Below are 12,672 nucleotides of genomic sequence, written 5' to 3'. Positions count from 1 at the left end.
GTGGTCCGTGGTCCGTGGTCCGTGGTCCGTGGTCCGTGGTCCGTGGTCCGTGGTCCGTGGTCCGTGGTCCGTGGTCCGTGGTCCGTGGTCCGTGGTCCGTGGTCCGTGGTCCGTGGTCCGTGGTCCGCGGTCCGCGGTCCGCGGTCCGCGGTCCGCGGTCCGCGGTCCGCGGTCGATAACGGAGGGGCGTGCCTACGGCCGCCGATCCTCGGAGCCCGCTTCTCTCGTTAGCGAGTGAATCCCCCGTGGGGCTTCCGTGGATCCATCTGTCGCTGCGGAAGAGGGATCGGAGCGCTGGCTTCAGCCGGCGCGGGACGGTGAGCGGAGACGCGCCGGCTAAAGCCAGCGCTCCGCGTTGAGCTGCGCCCCTCCGGGTTCATGAAAAGACCACCGAAAATCGCTTTAATCCGGTGCCATTCGATTCAGTTCTCCTCCTTGAAAGCCCGCAACGTCCATCAAGCCGGAAAGTCCTCCGGATAGGCTTCACCAACCCGTTGGCCGCTGATCTGCATGAAGAGGATGAAATGGAAGGGGTGGTCGAAGGACCCGTAATTGAATCGCGAACCTGGAAACGGATGGCTTGCGAAAAGCCTTGCGATAGATTGCCGCTCGCAGTGCGAATCATGGATGCCGGAGTACTCAACTACGAAAAACCGTGGGCAGACCCCCGGTGCAAGGATGCCGAAATTACGAGAAACGAGGACCGACCTCAGGCGAAGAGGGGGCGGATCGAGCCGGACGGGCCGGTTCGAACTGGCGGGCTCAGTGGCACGCGGGCGGCGCTCGGGACGGGTGTCCTCGGTGGTGAGGTGGCTGCTGGTGGCGAACACCGATCAGCCACGACGGGTTCACGCTCATGAGCCACTCATTCCGGCCAAAGGCTTTCCTCCGAGTTCGATAACTAATAATTATATGGATACCATTATTTGTGGTGCTGTATTTTTGGTGGTATTATTGGGATCTATCGCGAATAGTGAACCGTCATCGGAAATAAGCGAGGCAGAGAAAGCCGAGACTTTGGCGGCTTTCGAGAAATGGGAAAAAGTCGCTATGGAAGCCGTGAAGAATCCTTCGGATGAGAATCTTTTACTATTAGGATTGGGTATAAGAAAGATAGGCAAAAAAAACATATATCCTCTGGAAGAAAGGATGGAAGTGAAAGAAGAGCTTGTAAATGCCATGTGCTCAATCCCCCGCCATGCAGAATTTTTCCAGAGCGAAATGGAAAGAGCATGGAAGCTGTGGGAGGAAGGGAATAATAACGTCATTGCCCACTACGGCGATCCGGATCTCATGAGATTGTATGTCGTCAACATATTGGGTGAATTGAAAACTCCTCAATCCGTGAAGGTTTTAGGAGGATTCTTGTCTGATACTAGGCATATGCTCGATCCGCGTCTTTATGATGTCGGTATTCCGACGGCGAATGCTTACCTATCTCAGCAGGCTCTCATTCGACTGCTGGACGATCCACCCACGTTCGATGAGGAGCTTTTCGCAAGAGCGGAAAATTTGAGGACCTGGCAGCTGTGGTTCGAACAGGTGAAGGCCGGCACCCGGACGTTCCGTTTCAAGGGTGATCCCCAGCCTTACACCTTGACGGGGCCTGCGGAGCGGGAACTGAGGCCTGGGCAGGGACTGGCCGGGGTGGAGGAGAGGAATTTACGGCGGGTTCCCGGTGTCGCGGAAGAAGAGCGAGCCGAGGAGCAACCCGATGAGAAACCGCTGTGGTGGGTGGGGCTGGTGGCGGGAACCGGGATTCTCTTGATCGCGATCTGGCGGATGGTGGGCCGGGGGAAAAGCCATGGATGAATCGGGTCATTGCTTGATTGGATGGCCCGACTTCAGGTGAAGTGTATTGTCTTCAATGAAACGGCCGGCGAGAACGTGGAGCAGTTGCCCTACGCTAACCATTTTGACGGCCCATCAATCGCATGGGGGGCTCTTGGTCTCGGTGGTGACGGGCGGCTGTTCGTTCGCCTGACGGTCATCCCCAGAAATCCAGCGATGCTCGGTTCCTGCGATCATAGGATGCCGGGCGAATGGCCGTGTAAGGGCGCGTCGAGTGGACAGGTTTCATTCAGTCCTGCGGGGTGAAGGCGGTGCCGCCGAACGACTCAAGGTAGAAGATGGCACCGGATTCTGAACGGTCCGAGTCGTCCCACTCGATGGTCATTTCCGTCCCGTCACCATCGACGCAGATGACCTCCTCAGGCGCGTGGTGGATGGAACGGCGGACGATCCGGTATTTCAATCCGACTTCCGTAGACACGGTGAACCGGACCAGGCGCGGGACCGGGTGCCTCACTTCGGCATCCAGCTCTGTTGGGGCAAGGGGGATTCCCGTGTCGGCCAGCGAGATCCACCGGGGCTCTCCACCGGAAGCCACGGGTCCGGCATCGTGATAATAAATCCTGATAGGGGCCGCCCGCCCCGAATCGAAGTAAGCACGGGCGTCGATGATGATTCCGACGAGGTGCGCGACCTCCGAGTCTGTCCCTTGGGTTCCATAGGTCCAGGTGGCCATGAGCGGTTCGTCATCGGTCAGCGAAACATAGCCCCTGGCGGAATCGAGCTGAGAGTCGCGCTTCATATCTTGCGGAGGAACGAAGGTGGTGGAGAATCCATCGGCCTCGGACAAATGTTCGATCGTGGCCGCGCTGCCGCCGGTGATGCCTCTGAATGAATTCTTACCCAATGAGGTGGGCGATTCGGTTATATCGACGCTGATGAAAAAGAAGAGGCGTTGGTCATCTTCCGAGAACATGAAGTGGTCGAGTTCGGGAACGCCGTCGCCATCGACATCGAGCTGGAAAGTCGTGGCTTCGGAGGGGGCGGCTTCGACCAGGTGGGCACCGGCGGGAGCCTGCAGCCCCAAGCATAGGAGGAGGAGGCGAAGCATGAAGGGGAGCTAACGCGGGGAGAGGGGGGACGTCGATCCCGATTCCTGACAAACCCACGATGCGGTGGCGAGCGATGTCGTCGGTCTGCACGACCTCGGGGCCGCCGAATTGATGGATACGGGCTGCTTTCATGGGTGGAATACTCGGGTGTGAATCTCACGCTCGGGCACAAAGGGAAGCTGTCCAGCGGAGCTTCACCCGGCGGTGCCGGCAGGGCCAAGCGCCTCGCGGTCGTGGGGGCTTTCCAGGTCGAGATCGGGTCCCGCGGGAACGAGGCCGTTCGGGTTGATGCTACGGTGGGTGAGGTAGTAGTGCCGCTTGATGTGATCGAGGCGGACGGTTTCGCGCACGCGACCGGATTGGTAGAGATCGCGAAGGAAGCCGGAGAGGTTCGGATAGTCGGCGATCCGGCGGAGGTTGCACTTGAAGTGGCCGTGATAGACGGCGTCGAAACGGAGAAGCGTGACCCATAGATTCCAATCGACGCCGGTCATCACGCGTCCGGCGAGGTAGCGCTGGCGGCCGAGGCGGGTCTCGAGCTGGTCGAGCGTGTCGAAGAGCTCGAAGACATGCTTTTCATAAACCTCCTGGCGGGTGGCGAAACCGCATTGGTAGACGCCATCGTTCACGCGGAGGTAGATCCATGTTTCAAGGCGCTCGATCTCCGGCAGCAGGGCGGGCGGGTAAAACTCGCCGGGGCGGGAGGCGCGGGCCAGCGGCGAGAAGACGTCGTCGAACATGCGCATGATGTCGACCTCGCTGTTGTTGACGATGCGGCGGGTCTCCCGGTCCCACAGCACCGGCACCGTGACGCGGCCAGCGAAATCCGGCCGGGTGAGTTCATAGGCCTCGGCGAGGTATTTCCAGCCGTGCAAGGGGTCGGGCGAAAAGCCGTCGCCCTCGCCGAAACGCCAGCCGTTTTCATCGCGGACGGGATCGACCGCCGTCATGCCGACGGCGTCCTCGAGCCCCTTGAGCTGGCGCATGAGGAGGGTGCGGTGGGCCCACGGGCAGGCATAGCTGATGTAGAGGTGGTAGCGGCCCGGCTCGGGGCGGAAGCGCGCACCGGGTTCGTCACGGACCCAGTGGCGGAAGGCATCCTGCTGGCGTTCGAATCCGCCCTCCTTGCTCTGTTCGTCGGGAAAGTCCATCCACCCCCGCTCGTGCCGGAAGCCCGGACGGGCAAGCGGTTTCCACAGAGTGAAGCGTGCGGTGGCGCTCCTCGCGGGCCGGGGTTGACCGGCGGCTTCGGCACGGGCCGTGGCACGCGGCTTCTGGCTGCGGAGCCCGGTTTGAATCGGGCTCCGTCGCGATTCGCGGGCGAATTCGCTTGCCTGGGAGGGCGATATGGTTCACGGGGATCGGGGTGGTCCGCGCCCTGGCATGATCAAGGAACGGAGTGTTGCCAGGTGAGTTTAGCGATTCGATGGTGATCTGAGACCCGACAAGCGGGAACAGTCTGCAAGATACGAAAGGATCCGCGGGCCACTTGATATCATGAAAATGTACGTGGGGAATCTCCCCTTCAGCAGCACCGACCAGGACCTTCGCGACCTGTTTTCCGAGTATGGCGACGTGACGGACGTTCACCTTCCGACCGACCGGGAGAGCGGCCGCCCGCGAGGCTTCGCCTTCGTGACCATGGGCTCGAAGGAAGCCATGGAAGCCGCCATCAAGGGGCTGGACGGCCAGGACTTCCAAGGCCGCGCCTTGCGCATCAATGAGGCCCAGCCGCGCGAAGAACGCGGCGGTGGCGGTGGCGGCGGCTACGGTGGCGGCCAGCGCCGTGGCGGTGGTGGTGGCAACCGCGGCGGCTACGGCGGCGGCGGCGGCAATCGCGGTGGTGGCAACCGCTGGTAAGCGGCCCATCCGACCCAGGCTTTCTCAAAAGCAGGGCATCCCCGAGGGGAGCCCTGCTTTTTTCATGAAGGGGCGGCCGGTGGGCTCGATCGTCGGCTCCAGGAATGAAGCCGGTGCCGGGCGGATAGCCGCGGTGGCGGTCAGTCGTGAATGGCACGGGATCAAAGCGAATTCCCAAATCCCTCCGGAACGGAAGAAACGTAATGGGAGCTTAATCTCGTGCCATTCCGGTCAGTCCTTGAAGGTGATCCGGCAGATGCGCCAATCGGGCATGAGCTCGCCTCCATGGGCGCGGTAGAAGTCCACGGCGGGCTGGTTCCAATCGAGCACCGACCACTCGGCCCGTCCGCAGCCGCGTTGGCGGGCGGTGTCGATGAAGGCGGTGAAGAGGCTTTTCCCGAAACCCGTGCCCCTGAAGTCGGGACGGACGTACAAGTCTTCCAGCCACAGGCCGGGCTTGCCGGTGAAGCTGGAGAAGTTCCGGTAAAAAAGGGCGAACGCGGCGAGGCCGTCTCCCCCGGGACGGTCGATGACGAGGGCTTCCAGCAGCCGCTGCCCGAAGATTGCGTCCGCAAGGTCCCCGGGCGACGACTTCACGAGGTGGCCGATTTTTTCGAAGTCGGCCAGCTCACGGACCATCTCGTGGAGTTCTCCGACATCGGCGGGACGGATGGGGCGCGGCTCGGGATTCGGCATGGTCTGGAGCATCCACGCGCGGGCCGGCGGCGAAACCATTTTTCCGCGGGGCGGCGGGGCGCGGTGTGGGTTACGGCTTCTTTTTGAAAACGCGGATCCAATCGACCTCGAGGTGGGCCGGGTAGTCGGCGGGGTCCGGTTCGCCGACCCACTTTCCTCCGATCTGCATGGAGAGGATGAAATGGAAGCGCTGGTCGAAGGGCCACTGCTCCGGGCCCTTTTCGGGCATCCTGGGGTAGGTCAGGGTGGGTTGGCCGTTGACGGTGAAGACGATTTTTTCGGGGCTCCATTCGGCACCATAGGTGTTCCAGTCGTCGCGATCGACGGGGACGGTGGTGTCTTTCGGTGGGTCCTTGCGGCTGTGGTCGATCTCGTTGGCGTAGTGGGAATGGATCGTCTGGTAGACCTTGTCGTCGAAGTTGAGATGTTCCATCAGGTCGATTTCCCCGCAGTGCGGCCAGTCGCCCCCGGTGCCGAGAAGCCAGAGCGCCGGCCAGGCACCCCGGGCGGACTTGAAGCGGGCGCGGATGACGACCTTGCCATGGGTGAATTCGAACTTTCCCTTCGAGGTCAGGCCGCCGGTGAGGAAGGGGGATGGGTCTCCGGCCGGGTCGGGATTGACGATGCCGACCAGCTTGAGGGTGCCGCCGCCGATTTCGAAACACCGCGGGTCGCGGGTCATGGTGTTGGCCCAGTCGGGCGTGTTGCGCTCGCAGGGTGACCACTTGGCGGGATCGATCCGCGGGTCCTCGAACTCGTCGTGCCAGTGAAGCTGCCAGCCGGCCGGTGCCGGCGGGAGGTCGGCCAAGCCGGTCGAAGTGGCGAGGACCAGCGCGATGAGGGGCGGGGCGGCTTTCACGACCTCAGCTTACCGTGAAACCCCCGCACCTCTTGCAGGCAGGTGCCGGGCGAGGGTGATGCGGCTCACTCGAGGTCGGCCCGGATCCGGGCGAAATGGAGCCGGGCGGCGGGCGGAGCGGCCAGCGGCATCGACCGGACTCCGGGGGCCTGAACCGGGTCCAGAGTTCCGTTTTCGACCCAATCCTGAAGGTCGGGGCTGACCTCCAGGGTGTAGCGTCGATCGGGGATGGCGAAGAAGGTGAGCTCCAGCGATCCGGGGCCCGCGGGGTGGAGGGTGCTGCTGAAAATCGAGCTGCCATCGGCGGGGCGGGTTCCCGCGAGCCATTCGTCCTCGTCGGTGAAGCCATCACCATCCGCATCCGACGCGCCGCCCGCGGTGGATGACAGGCCGCCGAATTGCTCGTATTCCCAGGCGTCGGGGAGTCCGTCGCGATCGGTATCGAGGGCATGGCCGAAGTATTTCCGGAACAGGTAGTCCTGGACGGCCGCGCTGTCCGTTTCCGACAGGGCTCCCCTGAAGAGCAGCACTTCCGAAACCGTGCCCTCGAAGAACTGGTTGCCACCCGTGCCGTAGGCCCCGAGGAACAAGGCCTGCATGGCCGCGGAATTCCCCGAGCTGCCCGTGTTGAGGGTCCTTCCATCCATCAGGAAATCCACCGAGCCGGGGGTTCGCCCCGCCACCAGTCCGAAGACGTGCGGGGCGGTATCGGTCGTGCTGCCGGAAATGGTGGAGCCGCCACCCACGCGGGCGTCGATCCGGCCGTCGTTGCCCCGCTTGAAGATCCGCAAGCGGTTGTTGGTGGATCCATCCGGGAACTGGCTGGAGATCATGAAGTCGCTGACGGCGTCGTTGCCCTCGGTCGAGAACGCGCCGAGCACCAGGATCGTGACCTGCCCGGTGTCCGGGCCGTCCTCGATGCCGGTGAGGGAAAGTTGGTCGTTGGTGCCATTGAAGCGGACGCCCGGGATGCCGTGGGTGAAGTCGGCCTCGAAGGTGGCCGTCCCGGTGAAGGAACGCGGGCGCACCGCATCCGGCCACTCGCTCACCGTCGCCCCGTCCGCGAGCGCCAGGTCATCCGCGGAAACGTGGAGCTCGAGCGGGGCGCTGGCGGTGGTGGGCAGGGCGATGGCCGCCGCGGCGCGGGCGATGTCGAGGGTTTCCGAGGCGAGGTTGCCCATCGCCGCCGAAGACTGTGCGGAGTCCGCCGGTAGGGTGACCTGGATCCAGCCGTTGGTATCGGGATGAACCGTCAGGGTGAAGAGGGAGGGGCCTCCCTCGAGCTTCGAGGCGCTGCCGTGGGTGACCTGAAAATCGGACAGGGCCAGCTCCGTGACCGGCATGCTGAACTGGACGGCGACGGTGAAATCCGAGCCGTCATGGGTCGCCGGGCCGGCCAGGTGGATATCGGGAATCTGGGTGGTGAACGTAAGGTCGTGGATCGGTTGGCTTCCGGTCACGGTTACCTGCGAGACGTCGGTGATCAGCTCCGAGCCCATGACGAGATTCACGAACGAAACGCCGTGGGCCTGGAACCGCGGGCCGCAGCGCAGGGGCCGGTTTTCCGGCAGGCGGAGATTGCGGATGGTGATGTCGTTTGCATCCGCGTCCTCGAGGATGAACTCCAGGGCATCATGGTTGGCGATGTTCCAGTGGCCCTCGATTTCCTCCACATGGATGTCCTCGAAGCGGACGCCCTCGATCGGGATCGCCTTTCCCATGTCCTGGGAGGTCTTGGTGTCCACCGCCACGGCCCGGCGGCAGTGCACCACCTCGAGGTTCCGGAAAACGACGTCGTTCATGGGGTGGTCGTTCTGCATGCCGGCCTTGGCTCCGGCGCTCCAGGTCCAGAGGACGTTGTTGGAGAAAAGCACGTGGTCCATCGAACCCATGACCGCGTCCGAGGCCTTGGCGCAGCCGGCATCGTCGATGGTCATCACGAAACATTGGTTGACCACGGCGTCGGACGACGAGCAGACGTTGATGCCGTCGTTCTCGATCTTCCAGTTGATGTCCTTGTGGTTGAGCACCTTCACATGCCGGGCGGTGATGCCGAGGGTGCGCTTGAGTTCGACCGACCAGCCGGTGGCGTCCTTGCAGAGGATGCCGTCGATGCGGACATTCCGCGAAGTGCCGCCGTTGTTGGTGCGGAGGATCCGGCGCCGGGGGTGGTCGTTGCTCTGGGAAACGAAGACGGGAGGCGTGCGGCTCAGCAGGTCCATGAGGGCGATGCCGCTGGCGTCCACCTCGCCCCGGCCGCGGATCGTGACGTTCTCGGCATTGTCCACCACTAGCACCGGACCGATGACTCCGCCCTGAACCGAATAGTGGCCGACATCCTCGTCCGCCTTGATGACGGAGCCGGGCGCGAGATAGAAGTCGACGTTGTCCTTGAGCAGAAGATCCGAGCGGACCTGATAGAGGCCGGGCGGCACATAGACGATGCCCGGCGCGGCGGGGGAGCCGAAGGCGCTCGCCGCATCGATGGCCTGCTGGAGGTCCGGCTGGGTGTAGGTGGCACCGGAGGCGTCCGCGCCGAAGTCGGACACGACGTTGAAGATGCCCGGCCCGTTTGATGCCGGGACGTCGGACTCCGGAGGATCGGCGAGGATCACCAACTTCTCCCTGCCGGCGACATCGATCACGAGATAAGTCGGCGTGGCGTCTATTCCAAGAGCCGCGTCGAGGGTGAAGGAGAGCGTCGTTTCATCCAGAACCTCCCCCTGGATGCCGAGGCCCGCGGGGCTGATGCGAAAGCTGGTGATGGGGTCGGGCGTTGCCACCGACACCTGGATGGATCCATCGAAGGCGAAATGCGCGTAATGGTAATCCATGTAATGCATCACGGTCACCGGCGCGCCATCGACCGCCATGGAATAACTGGAGCTGACCTCCGCGTTGGGTGGGTCCGGATAGGGAAACACGGCCCCCGCGAGGGGGAAGGCTGGCAGGAGCAGGGCGACGATCGAGGCCGGGCGAAGTTTCATGGATGCATGGCGGGAAAGGCCGGGCGGCCGATTCGAGGGGCGCGTGGAGAAGGGCGAAAAAGCCCCGGGGACGGCTGCCCCGGGGCCATGGGAGACGGGTGGGTCCGACGGGGAAACTCAGGCCCGCCGCCGCCGGGCAAGACCGAGGACGCCGAGGCACGAGACGAGGAGGCAGGACGGCTCCGGCACGTTGGTGACCGCGATCGAATCGAGCGAATAGGTCAGGGTCTCATTGAGATCGCTGACCCGCCCGCCGAAGTTGACCTGGGTCTGGACGGTGCCGGTGGCATTGCGGAATCCCAAACCGGAGAACGTGGTGCCGCCATTGATGGTGACCGAGTACTCGGCGATCGTGGGGTCGAGGGTGACATCGAAATGATAAACATTTCCCGCGACGAGCGGCACCCCGGTATCCACGAAGTTGGTGTTGGAGAACGAGCCGTCCTTGTTGCCATTGTAGATCGCCCAGTTTCCCCCGACGACGGCGGTAGTCCCCAGGTTCTCCACATCGGCCCCGAATGCCCGCACCAGCCAGGCCCCGGTGTTGGCGAAATCCGTGCCGCCGATGCGGTCGTACATCTGGAAGTAATCGATGCCGGAGTTGAAGGTAGCCAATGACGAGTCGACCCGGATGTCGAAGGAGATGGTGTGGGCGGCGGACACATTCACATCTCCGAAATCATTGTAGTTCCGGAACTGGATGCCCCTTCCGCCGGAGGCTCCGGTGGCGGTGAGGGTGGAGCTGAGATAATTGCCTCCGCCGTTGAGGGGGGAGCTGTTGACGACGCTCCCGGTCAGGTCGGCGGTCGAGGTCGAGGTTCCCCATGGACCGTCCCAGCCATCGCCCGCGATGCCCTGGTACTGGTCCACGGAACTCGCTCCGTTTCCGTCGGTGAAATCAGCGATGATGGCACCGGATGACCACGAGGCTCCGGTGATGAGTGCGGCGAGGCAGCAGGTGCCCGATGATAGGTAGCGCATGGCTTCGGTTTGGTTTTTTGGGTTCTGAGGAAATCACTGATCGCTGAGGCGGTAGAACGCCTTGCCCGCGGGCGGATCGGAATCGAAGAAGCTCGCGGTGGAGCCGTCCGGCGTCGATGCATCGACAGAGGTCGTGAAGGACTGGAGGTCGGTGCTCCGCAGCAGTTCATAGGAGGTCCCCGGAACCAGTCCGCTGAACACCACCTCGACTTCGACGACCTGGTTCGCTCCGTCACGCGTGGTGATGATGTCCACCAGCTCGACGCCGCCGGGCACGGAGGCCGGATCGAGCGGATCGGTTCCCTGTGCGATTTCGGCGTCGTCATCGACGCCATCCCCATCCGTGTCGGCCAGCGTGGGGTTCGTTCCCGCCTGGAATTCCTCGAGGTTGGTCAGGCTGTCCCCATCCGAGGAAACGGCGGCGTCGGATGGGTCGTCGATGTCCAGGCCGTAGGCGGTTTCCCAGGGGTCGGGAAGCTGGTCGTCGTCGCTGTCGAAATCCACCAGACGGCCGATGAAGTTGTCGAAGTGGACGTTTCGCACCGACGAGGTGCCGCCGCCGATCTTGATGGCCTCCACGGTGACCCGGATCGTGCGGGTTCCCACCGGCGGATAGGCCGGCAAGCGGGTGGTGGTCCAGTCGGCGAGCGAACCCGAGGTCTCGAAGGTGGAGGCGTGTCCCACGGCGCTGTCCGACGCGTCGAGGAAGGAGACCGTGATGATCCCCTGGTCCGCCGCATCGCTGTCCCGCCAGTCGAAATCCAGGAAGAAGGTCCTGGCTCCGTCGTCCAACTGCGTGGCGAAGGCCGAGACGTCGATGTCCTGGCGCATGCTCATGGAAGCGTCGTCGCCGCCGGTGAGATCGACCGGTTCGACGTCGGGCTCCGGGGCGGTGCGGACGGCGGTCGCGAATTGGAATCCTTCGCTCGCCAGTGACGGGTTGTGCAGGCCGGGGGTCTCGAAATAGTCGAGCACCCAGAAATCGTTTTCGACCGCCGACCAGCCGGGAACGTTGCCGCTCGCGGCGCCGACACCCACGCCGTAGGGATCGAGCGGAGGTGCCTCGAACCCGCCATTGACGAGGGGCGCGGGATCTCCGGGAAGCCCGGTTTCCTGGTTGGGATCGGAGCCGTAGCGGACTTCGATGCCGTCACTGTAGCCATCGTCATCGCTGTCCGGGTTCTTGGGATCGGTCGCTCCGTAGCCGGTGGCGACACCGGTGTTGTTGGTGCCCGCCGTTTCCGCACCGTCGAGCAGACCGTCATCGTCCATGTCGGGATCGGTCGGGTCGGTCTGGAGAGCGAGGTCTCCATTGGCGAACTCGGCGAGGTCGCTGCGCCCGTCACCATCGAAGTCGGTGAGCGGCGTGACGTCGGTGTAGTCGGTGACATCGTCGTCCGGATCGAAGGCGATGATCAGATCCTCATAAAAATCCGGGAGTCCGTCGTCGTCGCTATCACTGCGCTCGACGATCAGGGTTCCCCCGAACTCGTCGAAGTTCGCGCCCAGATCGAAAAGATCCGCCCCGGAGTAGGTGCCGGCGGGGATCACCGTTTCGTTCGCGATCAGCTTTCCTTCCTCGAAGGTGAGCGTCTGATCGACGGTCAGGACGGCTCCGCCCAGCAGCGTCAGGCTGCCTGGAAACGAGTGGTCCCCATTGAAATCCACGCGGATGAGGTCCGCCACGGTCATGTTTCCGGTGTAGTCGCCGACATCGGTGAAAACCACGGTCCTCAGGTTGGTGCCGCTGACCACCAGCATCTGGAGGTCGCCATCCCCGCGCAAGGTGCCGTCGATGGTGAAGGTCCCCACCCCGCCACTCGGGGTGATGTCGGCGCCGGTGCCGGTCACCACGAAGTTGTCCACGATCAGCGTGCCGTCGTGCGGGCCGCCGTTGGGGCCGTAGCTTATGCCGCCTCCGTCCAGGGTCAGGTCGCCGTTGAGGGTCGCCACGGCCCCGTTCTGCAGCTTGATGAGCGCCCGGGATCCTTGGACGAGGGTGAGGGAATCGCCTCCAAAGGTGGAGGAGGTGCCGTCCGCGGCGATCCTCACCCGGTCCAGGGTGCTGTCGGTAAAGTAATCATTCCCGGCGGTGGGCGGCGCGGCGGGATCGCCCCACATGGCGGCGTTCCAATCGATGTTGCCGATGCTTTGGGTGATGATCTCGGCTTGAGCTTGAGAGAGCGAAAGGCAACACAGGCCGGCAGTCAGCGGAGCCCGTGACAGGGCTAAGGGGTTTTTGAGCATGGATTCTGGGTTTGGGTTGGGCGCGGAACGCCATGAAAATCGGGAAGGATCCAGGCGGAAGGCGCCGATCCGATCCAAGGTTGTCAGACAGATTATTTCCCGAGTCCGGCAAGCGTTCGCCGAATTCGTCCGCAATTTT

General features: G+C 63.5%; 9 protein-coding genes. 2 read left to right on the top strand and 7 right to left on the bottom strand.

Annotation, left to right across the window (positions count from 1 at the left end; all coding sequences use genetic code 11):
* The first annotated feature begins 912 nt into the window (after positions 1-912).
* On the top strand, positions 913-1,812 hold the full coding sequence (locus ABXH26_RS12085; RefSeq protein ID WP_353567329.1) for a hypothetical protein: 900 nt from the start codon (positions 913-915) through the stop codon (positions 1,810-1,812).
* A gap of 268 nt (positions 1,813-2,080) precedes the next feature.
* Here ABXH26_RS12085 and ABXH26_RS12080 read toward each other — a convergent pair whose 3' ends face one another.
* Positions 2,081-2,902, bottom strand: coding sequence for a hypothetical protein (locus ABXH26_RS12080; protein ID WP_353567328.1), 822 nt, complete (start codon positions 2,900-2,902; stop codon positions 2,081-2,083).
* 195 nt (positions 2,903-3,097) lie between these two features.
* Positions 3,098-4,054: a glutathione S-transferase family protein gene (locus ABXH26_RS12075; RefSeq protein ID WP_353567327.1), complete on the bottom strand. Its 957-nt coding sequence runs from the start codon at positions 4,052-4,054 to the stop codon at positions 3,098-3,100.
* Positions 4,055-4,400: 346 nt separating this feature from the next.
* Here ABXH26_RS12075 and ABXH26_RS12070 point away from each other — a divergent pair, with 346 nt between their 5' ends.
* The gene (locus tag ABXH26_RS12070) at positions 4,401-4,763 is read left to right on the top strand and encodes an RNA recognition motif domain-containing protein (protein WP_353567326.1); all 363 of its coding nucleotides are present in this window, start codon (positions 4,401-4,403) and stop codon (positions 4,761-4,763) included.
* A 231-nt stretch (positions 4,764-4,994) separates the two neighbouring features.
* Here ABXH26_RS12070 and ABXH26_RS12065 read toward each other — a convergent pair whose 3' ends face one another.
* The 5 genes from ABXH26_RS12065 to ABXH26_RS12045 all read right to left on the bottom strand — a co-directional run bounded on the left by ABXH26_RS12065 (position 4,995) and on the right by ABXH26_RS12045 (position 12,533).
* On the bottom strand, positions 4,995-5,459 hold the full coding sequence (locus ABXH26_RS12065) for a GNAT family N-acetyltransferase (RefSeq protein WP_353567325.1): 465 nt from the start codon (positions 5,457-5,459) through the stop codon (positions 4,995-4,997).
* Positions 5,460-5,529: 70 nt separating this feature from the next.
* The gene (locus ABXH26_RS12060; protein WP_353567324.1) at positions 5,530-6,318 is read right to left on the bottom strand and encodes a glycoside hydrolase family 16 protein; all 789 of its coding nucleotides are present in this window, start codon (positions 6,316-6,318) and stop codon (positions 5,530-5,532) included.
* A gap of 65 nt (positions 6,319-6,383) precedes the next feature.
* The gene (locus ABXH26_RS12055) at positions 6,384-9,305 is read right to left on the bottom strand and encodes a glycosyl hydrolase family 28-related protein (protein ID WP_353567323.1); all 2,922 of its coding nucleotides are present in this window, start codon (positions 9,303-9,305) and stop codon (positions 6,384-6,386) included.
* A gap of 117 nt (positions 9,306-9,422) precedes the next feature.
* Positions 9,423-10,286 (bottom strand): PEP-CTERM sorting domain-containing protein, encoded by an 864-nt coding sequence (locus ABXH26_RS12050; protein WP_353567322.1) that lies wholly within the window; start codon positions 10,284-10,286, stop codon positions 9,423-9,425.
* Between the two features lie 33 nt (positions 10,287-10,319).
* Entirely contained in the window at positions 10,320-12,533 is a 2,214-nt protein-coding gene (locus ABXH26_RS12045) for a hypothetical protein (RefSeq protein ID WP_353567321.1), read from the bottom strand.
* Positions 12,534-12,672 lie beyond the last annotated feature (139 nt).

The organism is Haloferula sargassicola (assembly GCF_040362925.1).
Lineage (GTDB): Bacteria > Verrucomicrobiota > Verrucomicrobiia > Verrucomicrobiales > Akkermansiaceae > Haloferula > Haloferula sargassicola.
The sequence above is the reverse complement of the archived record's forward strand: the minus strand, read 5'-3'. Positions and strand labels throughout refer to the sequence as shown.

What these genes read in the sequence shown, in the direction of transcription:
- ABXH26_RS12085 (WP_353567329.1), top strand. Translation starts at nt 913, where the DNA reads ATGGATACCATTATTTGTGGTGCTGTATTTTTGGTGGTATTATTGGGA.
- ABXH26_RS12070 (WP_353567326.1), top strand. Translation starts at nt 4,401, where the DNA reads ATGAAAATGTACGTGGGGAATCTCCCCTTCAGCAGCACCGACCAGGAC.
- ABXH26_RS12055 (WP_353567323.1), bottom strand. Translation starts at nt 9,305, where the DNA reads ATGAAACTTCGCCCGGCCTCGATCGTCGCCCTGCTCCTGCCAGCCTTC.
- ABXH26_RS12080 (WP_353567328.1), bottom strand. Translation starts at nt 2,902, where the DNA reads ATGCTTCGCCTCCTCCTCCTATGCTTGGGGCTGCAGGCTCCCGCCGGT.
- ABXH26_RS12075 (WP_353567327.1), bottom strand. Translation starts at nt 4,054, where the DNA reads ATGGACTTTCCCGACGAACAGAGCAAGGAGGGCGGATTCGAACGCCAG.
- ABXH26_RS12050 (WP_353567322.1), bottom strand. Translation starts at nt 10,286, where the DNA reads ATGCGCTACCTATCATCGGGCACCTGCTGCCTCGCCGCACTCATCACC.
- ABXH26_RS12065 (WP_353567325.1), bottom strand. Translation starts at nt 5,459, where the DNA reads ATGCCGAATCCCGAGCCGCGCCCCATCCGTCCCGCCGATGTCGGAGAA.
- ABXH26_RS12045 (WP_353567321.1), bottom strand. Translation starts at nt 12,533, where the DNA reads ATGCTCAAAAACCCCTTAGCCCTGTCACGGGCTCCGCTGACTGCCGGC.